Raw genomic sequence first — 26,202 nt, 5'->3', positions numbered from 1 at the left:
TTTTATTGTTCACTAACATGAACTTTTACTGTTGCTGTTACTTGTGGATGCAATTTCACAGTAACGTTTGTATAACCTAACGCGCGGATTGCATCGTCCATTTCAAATTTACGTTTATCAAGTTTAATCTTGTGTGATTTTTGCATTGCATCTACGATTTGTTTGCTGGTGATAGAACCAAATAAACGGCCACCTTCTCCAGATTTCGCCTTTAATTCTACAGTTAATTTCTCTAAAGTCTCTTTTAACTCTTTTGCATTTTCAAGCTCTGCTGCTGCATCTTTTTCTTCTTTACGCTTTTGAGCTTCTAAAGTTTTCATACTGCTATTTGTTGCTTCAGCAGCTAATCCTTGTTTTAGTAAGAAGTTATTTGCATAGCCATCTGGTACGTTTTTTACTTCTCCTTTTTTACCTTTACCTTTTACGTCTTTTAGAAAAATTACTTTCATGATTGTGTGCCTCCCTGTAAATAGTCATCAATAACAAATCGAAGCTTCTCCTCAGCTTCATCTACTGTAACATTTTTCATCTGTGTGGCTGCATTCGTCAAATGCCCGCCACCGCCTAAGTTTTCCATAATTAGCTGCACATTCACTTCACCTAAAGACCTGCTGCTAATTCCAATGAGATTCTCGCCACGTTTCGCAACAACAAATGATGCAATAATCCCTGTCATCGTTAATAACGTGTCTGCCGATTGCGCAATAAGCACTTGATCGTAGTAATCATCACTATCAACTTTAGCAATCGCAATTCCATTTTTATAAATGTACGCATTTTTTATAGCTTTTGCAACCCGTAAATACTGATCCATATCTTCCTTTAAAAGTTCTTGTACAAGTACAGTATCTGCACCATGTGAGCGTAAATAAGAAGCAGCATCAAATGTACGAGCCCCTGTCCGGAATGTGAAACTTTTCGTGTCGACAATAATACCCGCTAACAATGCCGTCGCTTCTAACATTGTCATCTTTAAATTTTTAGGTTGATACTCAAGTAATTCTGTAACCAATTCTGCCGTTGAAGAAGCATATGGTTCCATATAAACTAGCAATGGGTCTTCAATAAAATCTTCTCCACGGCGATGATGATCAATAACTACCACATTTTCAATTTTATGTAACAGTTTTTGCTCCATCACCATAGAAGGTTTATGCGTATCGACAACAACAAGTAACGACTCATCATTTGCAAATTCCATCGCTTGCTCTGGAGTAATAAAATGAGACCATAACTCCTCATTTTGTTTCACTTTGTCCATCAAACGCTTAATTCCTTTATCGGAATCATTTTCATCTAACACAATATATCCTTTACGCTCATTTAATTGAGCCACTTTTAAAATACCAATCGCAGCACCAATTGCGTCCATATCGGGAGCCCTATGCCCCATAATAATGACATTACTACTTTCTAATACTAAATCCTTTAACGCATGCGAAATGACTCTGGCGCGTACACGGGTACGTTTTTCAACCGGATTTGTCTTACCTCCATAGAACTTAACTTTACCTGTCGCTTGTTTAATAGCTACTTGGTCTCCCCCACGCCCAAGCGCAAGATCTAAACCAGATTGAGCCATTGCTCCAAGCTCTGATAAAGGTAAATCACCTGATCCGACACCCACACTTAATGTAAGTGGTATATTCCTTTTAGATGTTTCTTCACGCACCTGATCTAAAATGCTAAATTTCCCTTTCTCCATCTGCGTCAAAATACTTTCATTTAGCACAACGAAGAATCTTTCTGAAGATGCACGTTTTAAATAAGCACCATACTTAAGTGCCCATTCATTTAGTCGCGATGTCACAAGACTTGTTATATTCGTACGTAATTGATCATCTAATCCTTGTGTAACTTCATCATAATTATCCAAATAGATGACAGCTAAAACAGTCCTTTGATCCTCGTACATCTTTTCAATTTCTGTTTGTTCCGTTACATCAAAGAAATAAATTAACTTTTCTTCTTTCCTTACAAAAACGCGAAACTTTCGATTATTTAAAGAGACTATATCATCAGAAGTTTCTCCTTTAATGAAAAGAAGTAATGTTTCTGATACATCGTAAAGGTGCCATCCAGCTAATGCGTGCTGTCCCAGACATGAAGATAAATAAGGATTTGCCCAATCAATCCCATAATCCTTATTGTATAACAAAATACCAATCGGCATTTGGTTAAATGCTTCATTACTTACTTTCTTTACTCTTGTAATCATATCTGTCGTATGCTTTTCGAAATTCCTTTGAAAATTAAGTTCAAATCGTATAACGATAAAGAATACGATACAAAAAATGACAAAAGCAGCTATCCCCATAATTAAATGAAAATAACAGAGGATTGAAATGAGCACAAACACAAAAAATGCCAATACATAAACAGGATATAAAAACCACTGTTTCTTATCAAATTCAGGCATGTATACAACTCCTATAAAGTAAAACTAACTTACCTTCCAGTTAGTTAAACAGATTAAAATAGTATAAGGAATATTATTTTATCCACCTATTTTAGAACGCAATGAAATCCCTAAGTCAATTATACCTAAGATTGTCACAAGAGGAAACAGCATCGGAATAAACATGCATGCAATAAAACTAATAATAGGAACCCCTTTAGTAAAACCTTTTCTATACGCTAAAAAGGCGATAAATGTCAGACCTTGCAGTACAAGCAATAGTGCAAATATGACATTTAGGTTAGAAAATACCATATGTAAATATGATGTTGGTTCTACTTTTATAAAAGTTGCTAACAAAATAAATATAACGTAATACCAAATGATACTCTTTGGTAATTGTATATCTTTAAATTTAGGCCAAGATATAGCTTCATGTTTTAACTTTTTCAAAACACTACCTGATATTATCACTGTAATCCAAGAAAAACATACTGAAACTAGCACAAGTATACTTGGAAGTAACGATTGTAATATATCATTCATTTGTGCAAGTAACTCTTTTTGTTCCTTACTAATCGGCATGCCAGTAGCACTTACTATCTTTTCGCTTTTCGCCATACTTTCACTAAACATACTTTGCATTTGCTTCATTATATCTATGTTGAAAAACTTTATACTCGCAACATAAATAAGTACAAAACCAATTAAGTATGCAAGCGTCCCCGCCATTAAGATTTCCACTGGCTTTTTTCTTGTTTTATACATATATCCTAAAACAATCCCTATCAATCCAAACATAATTGTCTTCACTAAATTCAGCGGTTGACTCACAATAATAGTAACAAAAAGTGCTGCTACAAAAACCACGAGCACATTAGATAGTTTATGTCTTATCATTAATAGTATAAATGGTAACGGCAACGCAAAAGTTACAACTGTACCCAAAATCGGAACATACATAGATATAAGCAATAAAATTGCATATATAGCTAATAATGCTGCACCTTCTGTAATAAACTTTGTTTGTTTCACATTTTAACCTCTCTTTCAAAAAAGAAAAGCATAGCAAAATGCACAGTAGAGTCCGACTCTACTGTGCATTTCATACGCTATTATTCACCAACATATGGTAAAAGTGCCATTTGACGAGCACGTTTAATTGCAACTGTAAGTTTGCGTTGGTATTTTGCGCTTGTTCCTGTTACACGACGAGGTAAAATTTTACCACGCTCAGAAACGAAACGTTTTAATAAATCAACATCTTTATAGTCAATGCGAGTGATGCCGTTAGCTGTGAAGAAACACACCTTACGACGTTTCGCACGTCCACCTTTGCGTCCTGCCATGTCTATTTCCCTCCATTCTTTGTTAAAACTAACAAATTTACTGTATTAGAACGGTAAATCGTCGTCGGAAATGTCGATCGGTTGACCTACATTTGAAAATGGATCGTCATTCTTCGTAAATCCAGAGTTACCTTGGTTACCTGGATTACTAGATTGACCAAATGGGTTAGAGCCTTGGTTACCGAAACCAGCTCCTGATGGTTGCTGATTAAATGAACCACGTTGCTCCCCACCGCCATTACGCGGCTCTAAAAATTGCACGCTTTCCGCAAGAACTTCTGTTACGTATACACGTTTACCATCTTGTCCCTCGTAATTACGAGTTTGAAGACGTCCATCTACGCCTGCTAAGCTACCTTTTTTCAAATAATTTGCTACGTTTTCTGCTTGTTTACGCCATATTACACAATTAATAAAGTCAGCTTCACGCTCACCTTGCTGATTGGCAAATGCGCGATTCACAGCTAACGTAAAAGTAGCTACTGCGACACCATTGGGCGTGTAACGTAAGTCAGGGTCCTTAGTTAAACGACCAACGAGGATAACACGATTCATCAATCGAACCACTCTCCCTTATATATCAATTATTTTTCTTCTTCTTTAACAACGATATGACGAAGGATGTCTTCGTTAATCTTAGCTAAACGGTCGAATTCGTTAATCGCTTCTGCGTTAGATTTCACGTTTAAGATCATGTAGAAACCTTCACGTAAGTCGTTGATTTCGTAAGCTAAACGACGCTTACCCCACTCTTTCGTGTTAATGATTTCTGCACCATTGTTTGTTAAAACACCTGCAAAACGTTCAACTAAAGCTTTTTGAGCTTCTTCTTCAACGCCAGGACGAATGATGTACATAATTTCGTACTTTCTCATTACACTTTCACCTCCTTTTGGTCTAAACGGCCCGTAATGGGCAAGGAGCAATTAATTTATAGTAATTACTCACGAGTTTAGATTATATCATAGTAAGTTATATGAATCAACTCACCAATACATAAAAAACTTGGCAAACATATAATATATTTGCCAAGTTCATATCTTTATTTTTCCTAGGAAATATTAAATTAAACGTTAAAACGGAAGTGCATAACATCTCCGTCTTTTACGATATATTCTTTTCCTTCTAAACGTACTTTTCCAGCTTCTTTTGCAGCTGTCATAGAACCGTTTGTCATTAAATCAGCGTAAGAAACTGTTTCTGCACGAATAAATCCACGCTCAAAGTCTGTATGAATAACACCAGCACATTGTGGTGCCTTCATTCCTTGTTTAAATGTCCAAGCACGTACTTCTTGAACGCCAGCTGTAAAGTACGTAGCAAGTCCTAATAGGTCATATGCTGCACGAATTAATTGATCTAAACCAGACTCTTCAATTCCTAATTCTTCAAGGAATACTTTTTTCTCTTCTTCGTCTAATTCAGCGATTTCTGATTCGATTTTTGCACATACAACGATCACTTGGGAATTTTCATTTGCTGCAAATTCTTTTACCATTTGTACGTATTTATTTTCCGAAGGATCGATAATATCGTCTTCACTTACATTCGCTACGTATAACATTTCTTTTGTTGTAAGTAAATGAAGGCCTTTAACAATCTTCATCTGCTCTTCTGTAAATTCAACAGTACGAGCTGGTTTTCCCTCTTCAAAAGCTTCTTTTAAACGAACTAAAATTTCATGCTCATATACCGCTTCTTTATCTTTTTGTCTTGCTAATTTCGCAACACGCTCGATACGCTTATCAACAGACTCTAAGTCCGCTAAAATTAGCTCTAAATTGATTGTTTCAATATCATCAATTGGATCTACTTTCCCTGAAACGTGCGTAATATTTTCGTCTTCAAAACAACGAACAACTTGGCAAATTGCATCTACTTGACGAATGTGAGATAAGAATTTATTTCCTAAACCTTCACCTTTACTAGCACCTTTTACGATACCTGCAATATCAGTAAACTCGAATACAGTCGGAACAGTCTTTTTCGGTTCTACTAATTCCGTTAATTTATTTAAACGCTCATCTGGTACTTCTACAATCCCTACGTTTGGATCAATTGTACAGAATGGATAGTTCGCAGATTCTGCTCCTGCTTGTGTAATTGCATTAAATAAAGTGGACTTCCCTACGTTAGGTAATCCAACAATCCCAGCCGTTAATCCCATATTTTTCACTCCTATGTCTCAATCTTTCATCATTATAGATAGTAACGAAAAAAATGACAAGTTTCCGCCAAACGAAAAAAAGTAACAGTTACCTACTGTAACTGTTACTCTTCCTCTATTCTTCGTGCTTCACAAGTATTTTTTTCACCTTACGATCAAACTCTCTTCGAGGAATCATTACTGAATGGTCACACCCCTCGCACTTAATGCGGATATCCATTCCCATACGAATAATTTTCCAACGATTCTCGCCACATGGATGGGCTTTCTTCATTTCCACAACATCATACAAGTTATATTCCTTTTGCTCCATTCTCCAAACTCCTCTCCATACTAAATTGCTTTTCCACTAACTAATTCTTCACGATTATATAAAACCATACGTGGATATGGAATTTCAATTCCATGTAAATCAAGACGATTTTTAATCTCTTTACGAAGTGCCCTTGCAATAACTGCATGTTGCATCGGTTCTACTTCAGCAATAACACGTAATATAACTTCTGATGCAGCTAATGTTTGCACACCTAATAATTGAGGCGTTGTTACCATTTTTTCGTACTTTGAAGGTAATTCTACTAATAAATCTTCAATAACTTGCTCTGCTTTCGCAATATCAGCCTCATATGAAATAGATACATCAACAAACGCTACACTATTACTAACTGAGTAGTTAGTAACTTGAATAATACTTCCATTTGGTAAAGTATGAATTTCACCTGTCCAACTCTTTACTTTCGTTGTACGAAGTCCAATTTCTAAAACGACTCCTTCAAATTGACCGATTTTAACATAATCGCCAACTGAAAACTGATCTTCTAACAAAATAAATAAACCTGTAATAACGTCTTTCACTAAACTTTGAGCACCAAATCCGACTGCTAAACCAATTACCCCAGCACCCGCTAATAAACCTGATGCATTAATATCAAACACACCTAAAATCGCAATTAGCATAATGAACATAACAACGTACGCTACAATATTTTCAAGTAATTTCGCTACTGTAACTGTACGACGTTCTGAAATTTGAATTGGAGAACGACTCCCCATACGAAACGCATTTCGTACAACCGCCCTTGCAATTCGCACAACAACTGCACCAATTGTTAAAATAATACATATTTTTAATGTCGCAACTCCAATATGAGCCCAACGATCAGCATCTAATAAATACTGTTTCATAGAATTAAACCACTTCGCTAATAAATCCATGTACCTCTACCTCTCTAGCTAAAATTTCTTTTTAGTTACCCTTATTATTGTATCAGAAGTCCCCTAATTGCTGAAAAAATTTTATGATTTTAATCCTATTTTATCCCCGACATCCAGGTATAAAATGGAACGAATATATATATACTAGTACTATTATTTCCGTTTTCATTCACATTTTGCAAAAATTACGCACTTATAACTTTCCATTTTCCTCACCATATAACATATATTGAAAATTTATTAAAAGGATGGGTGCTTCATGAATATTGGAAGTTTTCGCTTACCATTTTTTGAGAAAGAAACTCAAAACGTTATGCACCAAGATCTAGAAGCCTCTGAGATAATCAGTAATTTCTTACTTACCCATATTCCTATTAAAACTAATATACCACTCATTCTCGTTTGTATCGGCACAGATCGCTCTACAGGTGACGCACTCGGCCCATTAGTTGGTACAAAACTTGAACAAATAGACATCCAAAACCTCCAAGTATTCGGTACACTAGATGAGCCAGTACATGCGCTAAATTTAGAAGAGAAAATTCAGAATATACAGAAAGAATATCCTACTGCATTTATAATTGCTGTTGATGCATGTTTAGGAAAGTCCCAAAATATCGGATCAATCACTACTGGAAAGGGACCTAGTAAACCTGGAGCTGCTATGAATAAGAAATTACCTGCAGTTGGTGATTTGCACATACACGGTATCGTCAATCTAAATGGGTTTATGGAGTTTTTCGTTCTTCAAAATACAAGATTAAGTTTAGTCATGAAAATGGCTGATGTAATCGCAAAAAGTATAAAAGAGACGGATCAAAAATTATCCGCATTAAAAAAAGCAAACCATCTATAAATAATAAGATGGTTTGCTTTTTAATTTTTCTGTGCTAATAGTTCTAAAATACGATTTAAATCTTCTTTATTAAAAAATTCAATTTCGATTTTACCTTTTTCTTTTTTTGTCTCTTTAATTTTCACATCTGTGCCAAACTTTTCTCTTAAGAACGTTTCACGTTCTACGAAAAATATATTTCGCTCTTTTTTCACTTTTTTTGTTTCACGTGAAACGTGTTGATTAATCTCTTGGACGATTTTCTCTAATTGACGAACATTTAATCCTTCTTTTTCAATGCGGTTCAATAAGGACTTCAATTGTTCTTCATCTTTTATCGTAAGTAAAGTTCTCCCATGAGCCATTGAAAGTTGACCATTTGCAATCATATCTTGTACGAAAGAAGGTAGGCTTAATAACCGAGTATAATTTGCAATGTAAGGTCTGCTTTTACCAAGACGTTTCGCTAATTGCTCTTGCGTTACATTTAGCTCATTCATTAACATCTGGTATGCCATTGCCTCTTCCATAGGATTTAAATCTTCTCGTTGTAAGTTTTCTAACAAAGCAAATTCCATCATTTGCTGTTCAGTTAATTGTCTTACAACCGCAGGTACTTTTTCTAAACCAGCCTCTTTTGCAGCACGAAATCGTCTTTCACCTGCAACAATTTCATATCCTTTAATACTCTTCCTAGCAATTAATGGTTGTAGAATACCGTGTTCCTTAATCGAAATTGCTAATTCCTGAATCGCCTCTTTATTAAAGTGTTTACGCGGTTGATATGGGTTCGGCCTTAATTCAGTTACAAGAATCTCCTGAATTGTTTCCTCTTCTTTCACATCTAAATCAGGAAAAAACACATTAATTCCTCTTCCTAATCCTTTAGCCACCTGCAATCACTTCCTCTGCTAAATCTATATACACTTCTGCTCCTCTTGATTTAGCGTCATACTGCATAATAGGTTTCCCATGACTTGGAGCCTCGCTCAAGCGTACATTACGCGGAATAATCGAGCGATATACTTTATCCCTAAAATACTTTTTCACTTCATCTATAACTTGAATCCCTAAATTTGTACGGGCATCCAACATTGTTAACAATACACCTTGAATTGCTAAATTTTTATTTAAATGTTTTTGTACAAGTCGAACTGTATTTAATAGCTGACTTAACCCTTCTAGTGCGTAATATTCACACTGTACAGGAATAATAACAGAATCTGCTGCTGTTAATGCATTAATCGTTAATAACCCTAAAGATGGGGGACAGTCGATAATAATATAGTCATATTCATCACGAACTGGCTGTAATGCTCTTTGCAAACGTACTTCCCGGGAAATAGTCGGTACCAATTCAATTTCAGCACCAGCCAATTGAATTGTAGCGGGTAGAACATCTAAGTTTTCAGTTGCGGTTTTCTGTATAACCCCTTGAACATCTGCATCTTCCACAAGAACGTTGTAAATACATTGATCTAATTCAGATTTTTCAATTCCCACACCAGTCGTTGCATTTCCTTGAGCATCAATATCCACAAGAAGGACTTTTTTACCTACTTGCGCCAATCCAGCCCCTAAATTAACAGATGTTGTTGTTTTTCCAACACCGCCTTTTTGATTAGCAATAGCAATGATTTTTCCCATGATGTCACCTACTTTCAACCTTTCTATCTTATTCTAGTAACAATTACGTTTATTGTAACATGAAATAAAACTTTTTCTTTTACGTCCTTTATTAAACTTCAAAATTTATTTCTAAACTCCTTCTTCATTTAACAAGAAAATATAGTAAAAGAGACCTCTCCAATAGGATAAGGTCTCTAGCACATCATTATTATTTTTTCTTTGGAATTTTAATTGTAATTTGATAGTACTCATCAAATTCTTCTTCCTCAGAATTAACATTCAAACCACTTTCAGTAACCATTTGTAAAGATTGTCTAATTGTATTCATAGCAATCCTTGTATCTCGACTTACTGCTTTTTGCTTTGCCTTACGCTTCGGTTTCGCTTCCTCTAGTAACTTCGCAATTCGTTCTTCTGTTTGCTTTACATTTAGTTGTTTCTCCACAATTTCCTGTAAAACCTTCAGTTGTAATTCCTCATTTTTTAAAGGAATGAGGGCGCGGGCATGACGTTCTGTAATGCTTTTTTCTAATAATGCACTTTTTATTTCTTCAGGCAACTTTAACAAGCGCAACTTATTTGCGATTGTAGATTGTCCTTTTCCAAGTCGTTGTGCCAATGCTTCTTGTGTTAAATTATGTAACTCAATCAGCTTTTGATATGCCACAGCTTCCTCGATTGCCGTTAGTTCCTCACGTTGCAAGTTTTCAATTAAAGCTACAGAAGCTGTCTCTGTATCATTTAAATTCTTTATAATTGCAGGAACCTTTTCCCAACCTAACTTTGTTGCCGCGCGAAAACGTCTTTCTCCAGCAATAATCTCGTACTTATCATCCTCATATTGCCTTACAACAATCGGTTGAATAAGTCCATGTGTACGAATTGTTAATGCTAGCTCATCAATACGCGCATCATCAAAAACTGTTCTTGGTTGATAACGGTTAGGGGTAATATTTACTATCGGAATTTCTTGTATTTCTTCATATACCTTTTTATCTATCTCTTCATGGCTTTCGTCTTGTAATTCGAATTCGCTCTCTTTATCTCCAAAGCCAAATAAACGAGAAAACGTATTTTTCATACATATTCCACCACCTTTTAGGCCTATTGACTATTCTCCATAAAATGTTTCCTATGAAACATTTACGTTTTCATTTATATAATTTAATCTTACGTCTAATAAGATTTATTTTTCAATAGGTAATTTATTGGGTGTTCCCGGTTTGCGTGGATATTTCTTTGGTGTCTTGCGCTTTTTCTCGATTAATAAAATATTACGTTCACTCTCTTCAAATGGTAATTGGAAAGTAGACATCTCTTTCAACTCTCCGCCTAGCACCTCTAAAGCATACTTGCCATTTTCAATTTCTTCGTTTGCTGCTGCACCTTTCATTGCAATGAATGTTCCTCCAACTTTTACAAGTGGTAAACATAGCTCACTTAATACAGAAAGACGCGCAACTGCACGTGCCATTACAATATCGTATGATTCACGTACACCTTCTTTTTTCCCAAATGTTTCAGCACGATCGTGACAAAATGCAACATCACTTAATTCTAACTTTTGGGCTAAGTGATTTAAGAAATTAATACGTTTTTGCAATGAATCTACAATTGTTACTTTTAAGTGCGGGAAACAGATTTTTAAAGGAATACTTGGGAATCCAGCCCCTGCACCAACATCACAAATTGAGAATGGTTTTGAAAAATCATAATAAAAAGCAGCTGTAATGGAATCAAAAAAGTGTTTTAAATATACTTCTTCTTTTTCTGTAATAGCCGTTAAGTTCATTTTTTCATTCCACTCTACTAATGTTTCAAAGTAGATTTTGAACTGCTCTAACTGTCTAGAAGAGAGGGTGATTCCCTTCTCTTCTAGCATAGATTGAAATTGTTCTATGTTCATCTAGCAATATCTCCTTACTATTTATTGGTTCGATACGCGTGCAATTTTTCCTTGTTCTATATACACAAGTAAAATGGAAATATCCGCTGGATTTACACCAGAAATACGTGAAGCCTGCCCCATTGAAAGTGGACGAACATCTTTCAATTTCTGTCTAGCTTCTGAAGCAAGGCTAGAAATCGCATCATAATCAATATCTACAGGGATTTTTTTACTCTCCATTTTCTTCATACGCTCTACTTGCTGTAAAGATTTTTCAATATACCCTTCATACTTAATCTGAATTTCAACTTGTTCTTTAACTTCATCACTTAATTCTACTTCACTTGGTACTAAAAGATGAATATGCTCATATGTCATCTCTGGACGACGTAATAAGTCACTTGCACGTATTCCATCTTTCAATTCACTTCCGCCAATATTGCGAATTAATTCTTGAACTTCAGGACGTGGTTTAATAATAATGCTGCTTAAACGTTCCTTTTCCTGTTCAATTTGTAATTTTTTATTTGTAAATCGCTCATAGCGCTCTTCTTTAATTAGTCCAATTTCACGACCAACTTCAGTTAAACGAAGATCAGCATTATCGTGGCGTAATAATAAACGGTATTCTGCACGAGACGTTAATAAACGATATGGTTCATTTGTACCTTTCGTTACAAGATCATCAATTAAGACGCCAATATAAGCATCCTCGCGACCTAAAACAACTTCTTTTTTACCTAAAGAACGGCATGCTGCATTAATTCCAGCCATAAGCCCTTGTCCTGCCGCCTCTTCGTAACCAGAAGTTCCATTAATTTGTCCTGCTGTATATAAATTTTTAATCTTTTTCGTTTCAAGTGTTGGCCATAGTTGTGTTGGCACAATTGCATCATATTCAATTGCATAACCTGTACGCATCATTTCAACATTTTCTAGGCCTGGAATTGTTCTAAGCATGTCACGTTGTACATCTTCTGGTAAGCTTGTGGATAAACCTTGTACATATACTTCTTGTGTATTACGCCCTTCTGGCTCTAAGAAAATTTGATGACGTGGTTTATCATTAAATCTTACTACTTTGTCTTCAATAGAAGGACAGTATCTAGGGCCTGTTCCTTTAATCATACCAGAATACATAGCTGAACGATGTAAATTTTCATCTATTAAACGGTGTGTTTCTGTACTTGTATATGTCAACCAACATGGAATTTGATCCATAATAAATTTCGTTGTTTCAAAAGAGAACGCACGTGGCTTATCATCACCTGGTTGAATTTCTGTTTTACTGTAGTCAATTGTATTACTGTTTACACGCGGAGGTGTCCCTGTTTTAAATCTAACAAGATCAAATCCAAGTTCCTCTAAATGCTCAGATAATGTAATAGACGGTTGCTGATTATTTGGACCGCTTGAATATTTTAAGTCGCCCATGATAATCTCGCCGCGTAAAAATGTTCCAGTTGTAATTACAACGGTTTTTGCTGTATATTCTGCACCAGCTTGTGTAACTACCCCTTTACATACACCTTCTTCAACGATTAAACGCTCTACCATTCCTTGGAACAACGTTAAGTTTGGTGTTTCTTCAATTGTTTTCTTTAATTCATGTTGGTAAGCGAATTTATCAGCTTGCGCTCGAAGTGCACGTACGGCTGGTCCCTTACCTGTATTTAGCATACGCATTTGAATATGAGTTTTATCAATATTACGTCCCATTTCTCCGCCTAATGCATCAATTTCACGAACAACAATCCCTTTTGCTGGTCCACCAACAGAAGGGTTACATGGCATGAATGCTACCATATCCAAGTTAATTGTTAACATTAATGTTTTTGAGCCCATTCGTGCTGCCGCAAGACCAGCTTCACATCCTGCATGACCTGCACCGATTACTATGACATCGTATGAACCGGCATTGTATCCCATTGTTTATTCCTCCTAATAATCTCTATCTTTCTACAACTTCACTATATTATTTTCCTAAACAAAATTGAGAGAACAACTGGTCAATTAAGCTTTCATGCACTGTGTCCCCAGTAATTTCACCAAGTATTTCCCACGTTCTTGTTAAATCAATTTGTACCATATCAATTGGTACACCATTTTCAATCGCCTCAACTGCATCACCGATTGTTTTTCCTGCTTGTGTTAATAATCCAATATGTCTCGCATTAGAAACATATGTCATATCTGCAGAATCGATTGTTCCTTCAAAGAATAAATCAGCTATTGCCTTTTCGAGTTCATCTATTCCTTGTTCCTCAATTAAGGATGTTGTAATAACACGATTTCCCGCGGCTAACTCTGTAACACGTTCCATATCAATCGCTTGCGGTAAATCAGTCTTATTCACAATAACAATAAAGTCTTTTCCTTGTACCGCACGGAATAGATCTTCATCCTCATTTGTTAAAGCCTCGCTATAGTTGACAACAACTAATACTAAATCCGCTTGGCTCATCATTTCTTTTGAACGCTCCACACCAATTCGTTCAACAACATCTTCTGTCTCCCGAATACCGGCTGTATCTATAAGTTTAAGAGGTACACCACGCACGTTAACGTACTCTTCAATAACATCACGAGTTGTTCCTGCAATATCAGTTACAATTGCCTTTTTCTCCTGAACAAGACTATTTAATAACGATGATTTCCCAACGTTAGGTCTACCGATAATTGCTGTAGCAATACCTTCACGTAAAATTTTCCCTTGTTTTGATGTTTCTAATATTTTTTCGATTTCCGAACGAACATGCGTCGCTTTCTCAATTAAAATATTATGTGTCATCTCTTCTACATCATCGTATTCTGGATAATCTATATTTACCTCAACATGAGCTAATGTTTCTAATATTTCTTGACGCAAAAGACCAATTAATTTAGATAATCGCCCTTCCATTTGATTAATTGCTACATTCATCGCACGATCTGTTTTTGCTCGAATCAAATCCATAACAGCTTCTGCTTGTGATAAGTCGATACGTCCATTTAAAAAAGCACGTTTTGTAAATTCGCCCGGCTCTGCCAATCGTACTCCTTGTGCTAGAATAAGTTGCAATACTTTATTTACTGAAACAAGTCCACCGTGACAGTTAATTTCCACTATATTTTCACGTGTAAAAGTCCTTGGTGCGCGCATAATAGACACCATAACTTCTTCAATAACTTGATTTGTATCTAAATCAACAATATGACCATAATGAATAGTGTGAGAAGGAACCTCTGTTAAATCCTTCCCCTTAAAAATACGATCAACTTTCTCAACCGCATCATCCCCACTTACTCGAACAATGGCAATTGCACCCTCTCCAAGCGCTGTGGAAATCGCAGCAATTGTATCAAATTCCATGTCCTTTCACCTCACTTGCTTATTTATCTCTATTTCAACATGATTATTTCTTTCACTAAATTATTAGGATACCATAACGAACCTATCTACAAAAGAAGAATAACTCATTTTATTATATCCCCATGTAAAAAACACTAAACTTATTCACAGTGGATAAGTTTAGTGTTTTTTAGTTATCCACATCTATTTTCCGCTCAAAAAAACCGGCACTCATTTGAGCAACCGGTCATTTAGGAGATATTACAACATGCCGATGTGGTTCATTTCCTTCAGAAGTTGTATTGATACCTTGATGATTTGATAATGCCTGATGAATAATTTTTCGTTCAAAAGATGGCATCGGTTCTAAAATAACTCTTTTTTTCGTATTAAATACTTGTTTCGCTAATCGATAAGAAAGTGATTCTAACGTACTTTTTCTTTTACTACGATAATTTTCAGCATCTAGTGTAATACCGATATACTGCTTCGTGTTACGATTCGCGACAAGTTTTGTTAAATACTGTAAAGAGTTCAATGTATTACCTCTTTTCCCAATTAAAACACCTACATTATCACCAGAAATTGTGAATTCGATTTCGCGTCCTTTTACAATTTTACTAATCTCGACTTCCACACCCATATCGTGAATAACATTTCTTAAATATTCTTCACATTCTTGAATTGGATCTTTCTTCAATACAACTTCTACTACTGCAGGGCGATTCCCAAATAAACCTAAGAATCCCCTTTTACCCTCATCGACAATATTTATATCTACTCGATCTTTTGATGTATTTAATTGCCTTAAAGCATCCTCTACTGCCAGCTCGACTGTTTGTCCTTTAGCAGTAATTACACTCACTTGCTTGAGCCTCCAGCTTTACCAGCCTTACTAGCCTTAATCTCTGGTCCTTTAATAAAGTACATTTGAGCAATACCAAAGATATTACCAACAACCCAGTAAAGTGATAATGCAGCTGGGAAGTTAATTGCAAAGATTAAAATCATAATCGGCATAAGCCAAAGCATCATTGCCATTTGTGGATTTTGACCAGCTGTTCCTGCCATTGCAAGCTTTTGCTGAATAAATGTCGTAATTGCTGCAACGACTGGTAAGATATAGAACGGATCTGCCTTTCCTAAATCAAACCATAAAAATGTATGTTCACTAATTGCTGTTGTTCTCATAATCGCATGATAAAACGCGAATAAAATAGGCATCTGAACAAATATCGGTAAACATCCTGCCAATGGATTTACACCATTCTTTTGATATAACTGCATCATTTCTTGTTGTAGTTTTTGCTGTGTTGCTTGATCTTTAGAACTATATTTCTCTTTTAACTTCACCATTTCTGGTTGTAACGCTTGCATTGCCTTTGTACTCTTCGTTTGTTTAATCATTAATGGTAATAATGCAAAACGAATGATAAGAGTTGTAATAACAATTGCTAAACCGTAATTACTGTTAAATAATTCGGCAAAATACGTGATTAACTGAGAAAGCGGATATACGAAATATTCATTCCAAATCCCAGTACTTTTCGATGTAATCGGCTGACCCGTTTCACTACAACCGGTGGCAATCGCCATTAATGCAACGACCATGGCTAGTAAACCTAATTTCTTTTTCAAAGCCTACTCCTCCTTGTATCGGTATGTATATAGTGTAATTCATTTCCTTACGCTACCTTTTTATTCTTTTCATACCAGAGCGTTTAAAGACATGAATTAAGCTTTTCTTTACTTCTTCATATGTCATCTCTGCACAAGGCTTCCTTGCTATTATAACAAAATCTTTTCCAGAAGCTATCTCATCTTTTAACTCTGTAATAGCCTGACGGACCATGCGCTTAATTCGATTACGAACTACTGCATTTCCTATTTTCTTGCTAACAGAAAGGCCGATGCGAAAGTTTGGCTGTTCTTCTTTATCTAATTGGTATACAACAAACTGACGATTTGCATTTGATTTTCCTTTTTGAAAAACCGCCTGGAATTCATCATTCTTCTTTATACGATGTTTTTTCTTCATATCAATTGACACTCCTGTATTTCATCAGCGGAAATTCACTATTATTAGAAAAAAAGACCACTGAACGATCAGTGGTCTACGCAGATAATACTTTTCTTCCTTTACGACGACGAGCTGCTAGCACTTTACGTCCGTTCGCTGTGCTCATACGGCTGCGGAAACCATGTACTTTGCTGCGCTTACGTTTATTTGGTTGGTAAGTTCTTTTCATTATATGACACCTCCCTGAGGAATATCTGTTAAAGACAGTCCTATAAATTATAGTTAATTAACTAGGAAAATGTCAATGGTTCTAGAAATTTTCATCAAATATTCATTTTGAACCTATTCACATACTTTTTCACAGCACCTATATTTCCTTGTGGATAAATATTTTTTCGCGTTTTTTATATCCACAAACTTTTTTCACACTTTTACACAGTATATCGTGTTGTGGACAAGTTTATTCCACAAGGTATTGATTTTGTGGATAACTTTCTTAAATTCATTGCTATAGCCACTTTTTTTTGATATTATAGTTGTGTTTTCACTTTGAATAAGTTTTCCACATCTTTATCTTATCCACAATTTGTGTATAACATGTGGACAGTTTTAATCACATGTGGGTAAATAGTTGTCCACATTTGCTTTTTTTGTCGAAAACCCTATCTCATATACAAACGACGTTTTTAGGTTTTAAAATACGTTTCGTATAAATATACATTTTATATTTATTAGGTTGTACATTTGTTGCGCAACCTTATTCTTTTACCAACTTAGTAAAGGAGGGACACCTTTGGAAAATATCTCTGATTTATGGAATAGTGCCTTAAAAGAATTAGAAAAAAAGGTAAGTAAGCCTAGTTATGAGACATGGTTAAAATCCACAACGGCTCATAACTTGAAGAAAGACGTATTAACGATTACAGCTCCGAATGAATTTGCTCGTGACTGGCTAGAATCTCATTACTCCGAACTAATTTCAGAAACACTATACGATTTAACAGGGGCAAAATTAGCAATTCGCTTTATTATTCCCCAAAGTCAAGCTGAAGAGGACATTGATCTGCCTCCAGTTAAGCCGAATCCAGCACAAGACGATTCAGCTCATTTACCACAGAGCATGTTAAATCCAAAATATACATTCGATACATTTGTTATTGGCTCTGGTAACCGTTTTGCCCATGCAGCTTCATTAGCTGTAGCTGAGGCGCCAGCTAAAGCGTATAATCCACTCTTTATTTACGGAGGAGTTGGACTTGGAAAGACACATTTAATGCACGCAATTGGTCATTATGTAATTGAACATAATCCAAATGCAAAAGTTGTATATTTATCATCAGAAAAATTTACAAATGAATTTATTAACTCTATTCGTGATAATAAAGCTGTTGATTTTCGTAATAAATATCGCAACGTAGATGTTTTATTGATAGATGATATTCAATTTCTTGCTGGAAAAGAACAGACTCAAGAAGAGTTTTTCCATACATTTAATGCATTACACGAAGAAAGTAAACAAATTGTAATTTCTAGTGACCGACCACCAAAAGAAATTCCAACTTTAGAAGATCGTCTTCGTTCCCGCTTTGAATGGGGACTTATTACAGACATTACGCCGCCAGATTTAGAGACACGAATTGCGATTTTACGCAAAAAAGCAAAAGCTGAAGGGCTTGATATACCAAATGAAGTTATGCTTTATATCGCAAATCAAATTGATTCAAATATTCGTGAATTAGAAGGTGCACTTATCCGAGTTGTAGCTTATTCATCTTTAATTAATAAAGATATTAATGCTGATTTAGCAGCTGAAGCACTTAAAGATATTATTCCAAATTCTAAGCCGAAAATTATCTCTATTTATGATATTCAAAAAGCTGTCGGGGACGTTTATCAAGTGAAATTAGAAGATTTTAAAGCGAAAAAACGTACAAAATCAGTTGCGTTTCCTCGCCAAATTGCAATGTATTTATCGCGCGAGCTTACAGATTCCTCTTTACCAAAAATAGGTGAAGAATTTGGTGGACGTGATCATACAACAGTTATCCATGCCCATGAAAAAATCTCTAAACTACTAAAAACCGATACGCAATTACAAAAGCAAGTTGAAGAAATTAATGGTATTTTAAAGTAGTAGCTGAATAGTGTGAATAACTTAACTTGTTTTACGCACAGTCTATCCACATGTAGATAGACTGTTTTTACATCCTTTAGCGGGGTTATCCACATATCCACAAGCCCTATTACTATTACTACTATTTTTTATCTTTATTAATTAAATAAAATCTTATACTTACCGGAGGTTTTTCTTTATGCGTTTTACAATACAAAAAGACTATCTTGTAAGAGGTGTACAAGATGTAATGAAGGCAGTTTCTTCTCGTACAACAATCCCAATTCTTACGGGAATTAAAGTTGTAGCAACTGAAGAAGGAGTTACATTAACAGGAAGCGATGCTGATATTTCTATTGAATCGTTTATTCCAGTCGAAGAAGATGGAAAAGAAATCGTAGAAATAGCTCAATCAGGAAGCATTGTTTTACAGGCAAAATATTTTAGTGAGATTGTAAAAAAACTACCTAAAGACACTGTCGAAATTTCTGTAGAAAATCATTTTATGACAAAAATAAAATCTGGAAAATCAGAGTTTAACTTAAATGGTTTAGATTCTGCAGAATATCCGTTATTGCCACAGATTGAAGAACATCATGTATTTAAGATACCAACAGATTTACTTAAACATATGATCAGACAAACTGTATTTGCAGTTTCTACTTCTGAAACAAGACCAATCTTGACAGGTGTAAACTGGAAGGTATATAACAGCGAGTTAACTTGTATTGCAACAGATAGTCATAGGCTGGCACTTCGAAAAGCAAAAATTGAAGGACATAATATTGCAGATGAATTCCAAGCTAATGTTGTTATCCCAGGTAAGAGCTTAAATGAATTAAGTAAAATTTTAGATGAGTCTGAAGAAATGGTAGATATCGTTATTACGGAGTATCAAGTATTATTCCGTACAAAACATTTATTATTCTTCTCAAGATTGTTAGAAGGGAATTATCCTGATACGACACGTTTAATTCCGGCAGAGAGTAAAACGGATATTTTTGTGAATACAAAAGAATTCCTACAAGCAATTGATCGCGCTTCACTATTAGCAAGAGATGGCCGCAATAACGTTGTTAAATTATCAACTTTAGAGCAAGAAATGCTAGAGATTTCTTCGAATTCACCAGAAATCGGAAAAGTTGTCGAAGAAGTACAATGCGAAAAAGTAGATGGAGAAGAGTTAAAAATATCTTTTAGTGCAAAATATATGATGGATGCATTGAAAGCTTTGGATAGTACAGAGATTAAAGTTAGCTTTACTGGGGCGATGAGACCGTTCTTAATTCGTACAGTAAATGATGATTCAATTATTCAATTAATTTTACCGGTTCGTACTTACTAGGTAAGGAATAAGGGTTGCTAGTTTAAAGATGCTAGTGGCCCTTATTTGATTTTTGGGTATTACTTTCCTAATGCTAGTTTATTTAGTACAATGAAAGAATGAACACTTTCAGAAAGTGAGCGATTTTATGAAACGTATTAAAATTTCAACAGAGTATATTACACTAGGACAATTTTTAAAGTTAGCTGATGTAATTGATACAGGTGGCGCTGTAAAATGGTTTTTACAAGAATATGAAGTGTACGTGAACAACGAACTTGAAAATAGAAGAGGTCGCAAACTATATGCGAATGATGTTATTGAAATTCCAGGAAGCGGAACTTTCCAAGTTCAGGCATAAAGGGGGAGCCCTTTGTTTATTTCAGAAATACAATTAAAAAACTATCGCAATTATGAAAAATTAGAGCTTTCCTTTGAAGATAAGGTAAATGTAATTATCGGCGAAAATGCGCAAGGGAAAACAAATTTGATGGAAGCTATTTATGTTTTAGCGATGGCGAAATCTCATAGAACCTCTAATGATCGCGAACTTATCCGCTGGGATGAAGATTTTGGTCAAATAAAAGGGAAATTACAAAAAAGAAACAGTTCTTTGTCTTTGGAATTAAATATTTCGAAAAAAGGTAAAAAGGCAAAATTAAATCAACTTGAACAACAAAAGTTAAGTCAATATATTGGCGTGATGAACGTTGTCATGTTTGCCCCAGAAGATTTAAATCTTGTAAAAGGAAGCCCTCAAGTAAGAAGACGCTTTTTAGATATGGAATTAGGACAAATAGCTCCTATATATTTGTATGAATTAAGTCAATATCAAAAGGTGCTCACGCAACGAAATCACTTGTTGAAAAAAATGCAAGGGAATAGTAAGAATGAGGAAACGATGTTGGATGTATTTACACTTCAACTAATTGAGCATGGTGCGAAAATACTGCAAAAACGTTTTGAATTTTTGCATTTGCTACAGGAATGGGCAGCTCCAATTCATCGAGGTATAAGCCGTGGATTAGAAGAGTTAGAAATTGTCTATAAACCAAGTGTAGATGTATCAGAATCAATGGATTTGTCGAAAATAAAAGAAGTATACTATGAAAGTTTTCAATCTGTGAAACAACGTGAAATTTTCCGTGGTACGACTTTAATTGGTCCTCATCGTGACGATTTACAATTCTTCGTTAATAGTAAAAATGTTCAAGTCTTTGGTTCGCAAGGACAACAACGAACGACCGCACTATCCCTAAAATTAGCTGAAATTGAATTGATTTATTCAGAGGTTAAAGAATATCCAATCCTTTTGTTGGATGATGTTTTATCAGAATTAGATGATTATCGTCAATCACATCTTTTAAATACAATTCAAGGAAAAGTGCAAACATTTGTTACAACGACGAGTGTCGACGGAATTGAACACGAAACATTAAAAGAAGCGAAAACAATTCATGTAACGAACGGCACTGTAGATTGTGAAATAGATAGGGAATAACCCCTGTTTAAATGGAAAAGTAGGTGATCTTTGTGTCAATGGAACAAAAGCAAATGCAAGAAAATGCATATGATGAAAGTCAGATACAGGTGCTTGAAGGACTAGAGGCAGTTCGGAAACGCCCTGGTATGTATATTGGGTCTACAAGTGGAAAAGGGCTTCACCATCTTGTTTGGGAAATCGTAGATAATAGTATTGATGAAGCACTTGCAGGTTATTGTGATGAAATTAATGTTAGTATCGAAGAAGATAATAGTATTCGTGTAACGGATAATGGGCGTGGTATTCCGGTTGGTATACAAGAAAAAATGGGACGTCCAGCTGTAGAAGTTATTATGACTGTTCTCCACGCCGGTGGTAAATTTGGCGGTGGCGGTTATAAAGTTTCTGGTGGTTTACATGGTGTTGGGGCATCGGTTGTAAATGCTCTATCAACAGAATTAGAAGTATTTGTACATCGTGAAGGTAAAATCCATTACCAAAAATACGAAAGAGGTATTCCGGTTGCGGATTTAAAAGTCATTGGTGACACCGATCAAACAGGAACAATAACTCGATTTAAACCAGATCCGGAAATTTTCCAAGAAACAACAGTATACGATTTTGATACGCTAGCAACTCGTATGCGTGAATTAGCGTTTTTAAATCGTAATATTAAATTAACAATTGAAGATAAACGTGAACATAAGCAAAAGAAAGAATTCCATTACGAAGGTGGAATTAAATCATACGTTGAGCATTTAAATCGCTCAAAACAACCGATTCATGAAGAGCCTGTGTACGTAGAAGGTTCAAAAGATGGTATTCAGGTTGAGGTTTCTCTTCAATATAACGAAGGATACACAAATAATATTTACTCATTTACGAATAACATCCATACGTATGAAGGTGGTACACATGAGGTAGGTTTTAAAACAGCTTTAACTCGTGTAATCAACGACTATGGTCGTAAAAATAGCATTTTAAAAGATGCGGACAGTAATTTAACTGGTGAGGATGTTCGTGAAGGTTTAACAGCAATTGTATCAATCAAGCATCCAAATCCACAATTTGAAGGACAAACGAAGACAAAACTTGGGAATAGTGAAGCGAGAACAATTACAGAGTCTGTATTCTCAGAGGCATTTGAAAAGTTCTTACTAGAAAATCCTAATGTAGCGCGAAAAATTGTAGAAAAAGGTACGATGGCTGCACGTGCACGTGTAGCTGCGAAAAAAGCGCGTGAATTGACACGTCGAAAGAGTGCGTTAGAAGTTTCAAGTTTACCTGGTAAATTAGCTGATTGCTCTTCGAAAGATCCAGCAATTAGTGAAATTTACATCGTAGAGGGTGACTCTGCGGGTGGATCTGCAAAACAAGGACGCGATCGTCATTTCCAAGCAATTTTACCGCTGAAGGGTAAAATTATTAATGTGGAAAAGGCGCGCTTAGATAAGATTTTATCAAATGATGAAGTTCGTACAATTATTACGGCAATCGGTACAAATATTGGTGGAGACTTCGATATTGAAAAAGCACGCTATCATAAAGTTATTATTATGACCGATGCCGATGTTGATGGTGCACATATTCGTACCCTATTATTAACGTTCTTCTATCGTTATATGCGTCAAATAATTGAGTGTGGTTATATCTATATTGCACAGCCGCCATTGTTTAAAATACAACAAGGTAAAAAAATTCAATATGCTTACAACGATAAGGAACTTGAAAAAATCTTAGCTGAGCTACCAGCCCAGCCGAAACCAGGAATTCAACGTTATAAAGGTCTTGGGGAGATGAATCCAACTCAGCTATGGGAGACGACAATGGATCCAGAAGTACGTTCGTTACTTCAAGTTTCTCTTCAAGATGCAATAGAAGCAGACGAAACGTTTGAAATTTTAATGGGTGATAAAGTAGAACCGCGTCGTAACTTTATCCAAGAGAATGCAAAATACGTGAAGAACCTTGATATTTAAATGAGTAATGACAGGAATCTAAGTATTCCTGTCTTCTACATATAAATCAATGTATGTGTAACGGAAATGTAAGAGGAGGTGCTCGTTGATGTCAGACAATCAACAACAAGCACGAATTCGAGAAATTAATATTAGTCATGAAATGCGTACCTCATTTTTAGATTACGCAATGAGTGTTATCGTATCTCGTGCATTACCAGATGTTCGTGATGGATTAAAACCTGTGCATCGTAGGGTTTTATATGCGATGAATGATTTAGGAATTACAGCTGATAAAGCGTATAAGAAATCAGCACGTATTGTCGGTGAAGTAATTGGTAAGTATCACCCTCATGGTGATTCAGCCGTTTATGAAACAATGGTACGTATGGCGCAAGATTTTAGTCAACGTTATATGCTTGTAGATGGGCATGGTAACTTCGGTTCTGTAGATGGAGATTCAGCAGCAGCAATGCGTTATACAGAGGCAAGAATGTCTAAGATTTCTATGGAATTAATACGTGATATTTCAAAAAATACAATTGATTATCAAGATAACTATGATGGTTCCGAAAGAGAACCGATAGTACTACCAGCGCGTTTCCCTAATTTATTAGTAAACGGTACAACAGGTATTGCTGTTGGTATGGCAACAAATATACCGCCGCATCAGCTTGGCGAAGTAATTGATGGTGTGCTGGCATTAAGTCATAATCCTGATATTACTATCGCAGAATTGATGGAATATATTCCTGGTCCAGACTTTCCGACGGCAGGTTTAATTTTAGGAAGAAGTGGAATTCGAAGAGCTTATGAAACAGGTCGCGGTTCCATTATGCTTCGTGCTAAGGTTGAAATTGAAGAGAAGTCAAACGGTAAACAATCTATTATCGTAACTGAACTACCTTATCAAGTTAATAAGGCGCGATTAATTGAAAAAATCGCAGAATTAGTTCGCGATAAGAAAATTGAAGGTATTACAGATTTACGTGATGAATCAGATCGTAATGGTATGCGTATTGTCATGGAAGTACGTCGTGATGCTAATGCAAATGTACTATTAAACAATCTATATAAACATACAGCGCTTCAAACAAGTTTCGGTATTAATATGTTGTCTCTTGTAAATGGGGAGCCACAAGTACTAAATTTAAAACAAAATCTATATCATTATTTAGAGCATCAGAAGGTAGTAATTCGTAGACGTACTGCTTATGAATTAGAAAAAGCAGAAGCACGTGCTCATATTTTAGAAGGATTACGAATTGCTTTAGATCATCTTGATGAAGTTATTACGTTAATTCGTAGTTCAAAAACGGCAGATATTGCAAAGCAGGGCTTAATGGAACGTTTTGGTTTAAGTGAGAAACAAGCGCAAGCGATTTTAGATATGCGTCTGCAACGCTTAACTGGATTAGAACGTGAAAAAATTGAGCAAGAATATCAAGACTTAATGAAGTTAATTGCTGAATTAAAAGCGATTTTAGCAGATGAAGAAAAAGTTCTTGAGATTATTCGTGAAGAATTAACAGAAGTAAAAGAGCGTTTCAATGATAAGAGACGAACAGAAATTACAATTGGCGGTATGGAATTTATTGAAGATGAAGATTTAATTCCTGAACAAAACATTGCGATTACGTTAACTCATAACGGTTATATTAAGAGGTTACCAGCTTCTACGTACAAAACACAGAACCGTGGGGGACGTGGTGTGCAAGGAATGGGTACGAATGATGATGACTTTGTTGAACATTTATTAACAACGTCTACTCATGATCATATTTTATTCTTTACAAACAAGGGTAAAGTATACCGTACGAAAGGATATGAAATTCCAGAGTATAGTCGTACTGCAAAAGGACTACCAATTATTAACCTATTAGGGGTAGATAAGGGTGAATGGATTAACGCTATTATTCCGATTCGTGAATTTGGTGACGATCAGTTCTTATTCTTTACGACAAAACAAGGGGTTTCTAAGAGAACACCACTTTCATCATTTGCAAATATACGTACAAATGGTTTAATTGCAATTTCTCTTCGTGAAGAGGATGAAGTAATATCTGTACGTTTAACATCGGGTGATAAGGATATTATTGTCGGGACAAGTAACGGTATGCTAATTCGTTTCAATGAACAAGATGTTCGTTCTATGGGACGTAATGCTGCAGGTGTTAAAGCTATTACATTGGGCGATGAAGACCAAGTTGTAGGTATGGAAATTGTCGAAGAGGATGTAAATGTTCTAATTGTAACGAAAAATGGTTACGGAAAGCGTACACCGATTGATGAATACCGTCTGCAAAGTCGCGGTGGTAAAGGTCTGAAAACTTGTAACATTACAGATAAGAACGGTAAATTAGTAGCTGTTAAGTCTGTTACAGGTGAAGAAGATATTATGTTAATTACAGCGGCAGGCGTTATTATTCGTATGCCAGTTGATCAAATCTCTCAAATGGGACGTAATACACAAGGTGTTCGTCTAATTCGAT

The 26,202-nt window shown here is 35.5% G+C and carries 26 protein-coding genes (1 of these 26 only partly in view); 7 read left to right on the top strand and 19 right to left on the bottom strand.

Annotated elements, in window-relative coordinates; translation table 11 throughout:
* Positions 1 to 2 precede the first annotated feature (2 nt).
* From rplI to MKY38_RS22375, 9 genes are all read right to left on the bottom strand, one after another.
* Positions 3 to 449: a 50S ribosomal protein L9 gene (rplI, locus tag MKY38_RS22415; protein WP_000864228.1), complete on the bottom strand. Its 447-nt coding sequence runs from the start codon at positions 447 to 449 to the stop codon at positions 3 to 5.
* Positions 446 to 2,419 (bottom strand): DHH family phosphoesterase, encoded by a 1,974-nt coding sequence (locus MKY38_RS22410; RefSeq protein ID WP_001113785.1) that lies wholly within the window; start codon positions 2,417 to 2,419, stop codon positions 446 to 448. The genes rplI and MKY38_RS22410 overlap by 4 nt, the downstream gene beginning before the upstream one ends.
* Positions 2,420 to 2,497: 78 nt before the next feature.
* The gene (locus MKY38_RS22405) at positions 2,498 to 3,433 is read right to left on the bottom strand and encodes a YybS family protein (RefSeq protein ID WP_078438973.1); all 936 of its coding nucleotides are present in this window, start codon (positions 3,431 to 3,433) and stop codon (positions 2,498 to 2,500) included.
* A gap of 80 nt (positions 3,434 to 3,513) precedes the next feature.
* Positions 3,514 to 3,747: a 30S ribosomal protein S18 gene (rpsR, locus tag MKY38_RS22400; protein WP_000918873.1), complete on the bottom strand. Its 234-nt coding sequence runs from the start codon at positions 3,745 to 3,747 to the stop codon at positions 3,514 to 3,516.
* Positions 3,748 to 3,792: 45 nt separating this feature from the next.
* Positions 3,793 to 4,305, bottom strand: a complete 513-nt coding sequence (gene ssb / locus MKY38_RS22395; RefSeq protein ID WP_065223202.1) for a single-stranded DNA-binding protein — start codon at positions 4,303 to 4,305, stop codon at positions 3,793 to 3,795.
* A gap of 26 nt (positions 4,306 to 4,331) precedes the next feature.
* Positions 4,332 to 4,622, bottom strand: coding sequence for a 30S ribosomal protein S6 (rpsF, locus tag MKY38_RS22390; protein ID WP_001233778.1), 291 nt, complete (start codon positions 4,620 to 4,622; stop codon positions 4,332 to 4,334).
* Between the two features lie 191 nt (positions 4,623 to 4,813).
* Complete coding sequence (gene ychF, locus MKY38_RS22385) at positions 4,814 to 5,914, bottom strand: redox-regulated ATPase YchF (protein WP_197201770.1); 1,101 nt, start codon at positions 5,912 to 5,914, stop codon at positions 4,814 to 4,816.
* Positions 5,915 to 6,029: 115 nt separating this feature from the next.
* Positions 6,030 to 6,227, bottom strand: a complete 198-nt coding sequence (locus MKY38_RS22380) for a DUF951 domain-containing protein (protein WP_000435485.1) — start codon at positions 6,225 to 6,227, stop codon at positions 6,030 to 6,032.
* Between the two features lie 20 nt (positions 6,228 to 6,247).
* Positions 6,248 to 7,129, bottom strand: coding sequence for a mechanosensitive ion channel family protein (locus MKY38_RS22375; RefSeq protein ID WP_000364814.1), 882 nt, complete (start codon positions 7,127 to 7,129; stop codon positions 6,248 to 6,250).
* A gap of 259 nt (positions 7,130 to 7,388) precedes the next feature.
* On the opposite strand from MKY38_RS22375, the gene yyaC reads away from it, so the two are divergent.
* The gene (gene yyaC, locus MKY38_RS22370; RefSeq protein ID WP_001020714.1) at positions 7,389 to 7,985 is read left to right on the top strand and encodes a spore protease YyaC; all 597 of its coding nucleotides are present in this window, start codon (positions 7,389 to 7,391) and stop codon (positions 7,983 to 7,985) included.
* A gap of 20 nt (positions 7,986 to 8,005) precedes the next feature.
* Here yyaC and spo0J read toward each other — a convergent pair whose 3' ends face one another.
* The 10 genes from spo0J to rpmH form a co-directional block, all read right to left on the bottom strand.
* Positions 8,006 to 8,857: a stage 0 sporulation protein Spo0J gene (gene spo0J / locus MKY38_RS22365; RefSeq protein ID WP_080470848.1), complete on the bottom strand. Its 852-nt coding sequence runs from the start codon at positions 8,855 to 8,857 to the stop codon at positions 8,006 to 8,008.
* The gene (soj, locus tag MKY38_RS22360) at positions 8,850 to 9,611 is read right to left on the bottom strand and encodes a sporulation initiation inhibitor protein Soj (protein WP_000516114.1); all 762 of its coding nucleotides are present in this window, start codon (positions 9,609 to 9,611) and stop codon (positions 8,850 to 8,852) included. Before soj ends, spo0J begins: the two co-directional genes overlap by 8 nt.
* Positions 9,612 to 9,801: 190 nt before the next feature.
* Entirely contained in the window at positions 9,802 to 10,674 is an 873-nt protein-coding gene (gene noc, locus MKY38_RS22355) for a nucleoid occlusion protein (RefSeq protein WP_000799016.1), read from the bottom strand.
* A gap of 105 nt (positions 10,675 to 10,779) precedes the next feature.
* Entirely contained in the window at positions 10,780 to 11,499 is a 720-nt protein-coding gene (rsmG, locus tag MKY38_RS22350) for a 16S rRNA (guanine(527)-N(7))-methyltransferase RsmG (RefSeq protein ID WP_001019628.1), read from the bottom strand.
* Positions 11,500 to 11,520: 21 nt separating this feature from the next.
* Positions 11,521 to 13,410, bottom strand: coding sequence for a tRNA uridine-5-carboxymethylaminomethyl(34) synthesis enzyme MnmG (mnmG, locus tag MKY38_RS22345; RefSeq protein WP_000541031.1), 1,890 nt, complete (start codon positions 13,408 to 13,410; stop codon positions 11,521 to 11,523).
* A gap of 46 nt (positions 13,411 to 13,456) precedes the next feature.
* A complete protein-coding gene (mnmE, locus tag MKY38_RS22340) occupies positions 13,457 to 14,833 on the bottom strand; it encodes a tRNA uridine-5-carboxymethylaminomethyl(34) synthesis GTPase MnmE (protein ID WP_000393757.1) in 1,377 nt (458 codons plus the stop codon).
* Between the two features lie 226 nt (positions 14,834 to 15,059).
* Positions 15,060 to 15,677 (bottom strand): RNA-binding cell elongation regulator Jag/EloR, encoded by a 618-nt coding sequence (gene jag / locus MKY38_RS22335; RefSeq protein WP_000111516.1) that lies wholly within the window; start codon positions 15,675 to 15,677, stop codon positions 15,060 to 15,062.
* The gene (spoIIIJ, locus tag MKY38_RS22330; protein WP_025710390.1) at positions 15,674 to 16,450 is read right to left on the bottom strand and encodes a YidC family membrane integrase SpoIIIJ; all 777 of its coding nucleotides are present in this window, start codon (positions 16,448 to 16,450) and stop codon (positions 15,674 to 15,676) included. The genes jag and spoIIIJ overlap by 4 nt, the downstream gene beginning before the upstream one ends.
* Positions 16,451 to 16,502: 52 nt before the next feature.
* Positions 16,503 to 16,850, bottom strand: a complete 348-nt coding sequence (gene rnpA, locus MKY38_RS22325; protein WP_025710391.1) for a ribonuclease P protein component — start codon at positions 16,848 to 16,850, stop codon at positions 16,503 to 16,505.
* Positions 16,851 to 16,926: 76 nt separating this feature from the next.
* Positions 16,927 to 17,061: a 50S ribosomal protein L34 gene (gene rpmH / locus MKY38_RS22320; protein ID WP_000831901.1), complete on the bottom strand. Its 135-nt coding sequence runs from the start codon at positions 17,059 to 17,061 to the stop codon at positions 16,927 to 16,929.
* Between the two features lie 564 nt (positions 17,062 to 17,625).
* On the opposite strand from rpmH, the gene dnaA reads away from it, so the two are divergent.
* The 6 genes from dnaA to gyrA form a co-directional block, all read left to right on the top strand.
* Positions 17,626 to 18,966, top strand: a complete 1,341-nt coding sequence (gene dnaA / locus MKY38_RS22315) for a chromosomal replication initiator protein DnaA (RefSeq protein WP_000428017.1) — start codon at positions 17,626 to 17,628, stop codon at positions 18,964 to 18,966.
* Positions 18,967 to 19,144: 178 nt separating this feature from the next.
* Positions 19,145 to 20,290 carry a DNA polymerase III subunit beta gene (dnaN, locus tag MKY38_RS22310; RefSeq protein WP_001212884.1) on the top strand — a complete coding sequence of 382 codons (1,146 nt, stop codon included), beginning with the start codon at positions 19,145 to 19,147 and terminating at the stop codon, positions 20,288 to 20,290.
* 127 nt (positions 20,291 to 20,417) lie between these two features.
* Positions 20,418 to 20,630 carry a S4 domain-containing protein YaaA gene (gene yaaA / locus MKY38_RS22305; protein WP_000821364.1) on the top strand — a complete coding sequence of 71 codons (213 nt, stop codon included), beginning with the start codon at positions 20,418 to 20,420 and terminating at the stop codon, positions 20,628 to 20,630.
* Between the two features lie 12 nt (positions 20,631 to 20,642).
* The gene (recF, locus tag MKY38_RS22300; RefSeq protein WP_063535452.1) at positions 20,643 to 21,770 is read left to right on the top strand and encodes a DNA replication/repair protein RecF; all 1,128 of its coding nucleotides are present in this window, start codon (positions 20,643 to 20,645) and stop codon (positions 21,768 to 21,770) included.
* Between the two features lie 38 nt (positions 21,771 to 21,808).
* Complete coding sequence (gene gyrB / locus MKY38_RS22295) at positions 21,809 to 23,731, top strand: DNA topoisomerase (ATP-hydrolyzing) subunit B (protein ID WP_000435982.1); 1,923 nt, start codon at positions 21,809 to 21,811, stop codon at positions 23,729 to 23,731.
* An 88-nt stretch (positions 23,732 to 23,819) separates the two neighbouring features.
* Positions 23,820 to 26,202, top strand: the 5' portion of a protein-coding gene (gyrA, locus tag MKY38_RS22290) for a DNA gyrase subunit A (protein ID WP_065223200.1). 89 nt of this gene lie beyond the right edge of the window; only the first 2,383 of its 2,472 coding nucleotides appear in the window; its start codon is at positions 23,820 to 23,822; its stop codon lies off the right edge, out of view.

This window comes from Bacillus sp. FSL R5-0585, assembly GCF_038004545.1.
Taxonomy (GTDB): Bacteria; Bacillota; Bacilli; order Bacillales; family Bacillaceae_G; genus Bacillus_A; species Bacillus_A cereus.
The sequence above is the reverse complement of the archived record's forward strand: the minus strand, read 5'-3'. Positions and strand labels throughout refer to the sequence as shown.

Bases quoted from the DNA above. Each gene is read 5' to 3' on its own strand.
- rplI (WP_000864228.1), bottom strand. From the start codon at position 449: ATGAAAGTAATTTTTCTAAAAGACGTAAAAGGTAAAGGTAAAAAAGGA.
- MKY38_RS22410 (WP_001113785.1), bottom strand. From the start codon at position 2,419: ATGCCTGAATTTGATAAGAAACAGTGGTTTTTATATCCTGTTTATGTA.
- rpsR (WP_000918873.1), bottom strand. From the start codon at position 3,747: ATGGCAGGACGCAAAGGTGGACGTGCGAAACGTCGTAAGGTGTGTTTC.
- rpsF (WP_001233778.1), bottom strand. From the start codon at position 4,622: ATGAGAAAGTACGAAATTATGTACATCATTCGTCCTGGCGTTGAAGAA.
- ychF (WP_197201770.1), bottom strand. From the start codon at position 5,914: ATGGGATTAACGGCTGGGATTGTTGGATTACCTAACGTAGGGAAGTCC.
- MKY38_RS22380 (WP_000435485.1), bottom strand. From the start codon at position 6,227: ATGGAGCAAAAGGAATATAACTTGTATGATGTTGTGGAAATGAAGAAA.
- MKY38_RS22375 (WP_000364814.1), bottom strand. From the start codon at position 7,129: ATGGATTTATTAGCGAAGTGGTTTAATTCTATGAAACAGTATTTATTA.
- yyaC (WP_001020714.1), top strand. From the start codon at position 7,389: ATGAATATTGGAAGTTTTCGCTTACCATTTTTTGAGAAAGAAACTCAA.
- soj (WP_000516114.1), bottom strand. From the start codon at position 9,611: ATGGGAAAAATCATTGCTATTGCTAATCAAAAAGGCGGTGTTGGAAAA.
- noc (WP_000799016.1), bottom strand. From the start codon at position 10,674: ATGAAAAATACGTTTTCTCGTTTATTTGGCTTTGGAGATAAAGAGAGC.
- rsmG (WP_001019628.1), bottom strand. From the start codon at position 11,499: ATGAACATAGAACAATTTCAATCTATGCTAGAAGAGAAGGGAATCACC.
- mnmG (WP_000541031.1), bottom strand. From the start codon at position 13,410: ATGGGATACAATGCCGGTTCATACGATGTCATAGTAATCGGTGCAGGT.
- mnmE (WP_000393757.1), bottom strand. From the start codon at position 14,833: ATGGAATTTGATACAATTGCTGCGATTTCCACAGCGCTTGGAGAGGGT.
- rnpA (WP_025710391.1), bottom strand. From the start codon at position 16,850: ATGAAGAAAAAACATCGTATAAAGAAGAATGATGAATTCCAGGCGGTT.
- rpmH (WP_000831901.1), bottom strand. From the start codon at position 17,061: ATGAAAAGAACTTACCAACCAAATAAACGTAAGCGCAGCAAAGTACAT.
- dnaN (WP_001212884.1), top strand. From the start codon at position 19,145: ATGCGTTTTACAATACAAAAAGACTATCTTGTAAGAGGTGTACAAGAT.
- yaaA (WP_000821364.1), top strand. From the start codon at position 20,418: ATGAAACGTATTAAAATTTCAACAGAGTATATTACACTAGGACAATTT.
- gyrB (WP_000435982.1), top strand. From the start codon at position 21,809: ATGGAACAAAAGCAAATGCAAGAAAATGCATATGATGAAAGTCAGATA.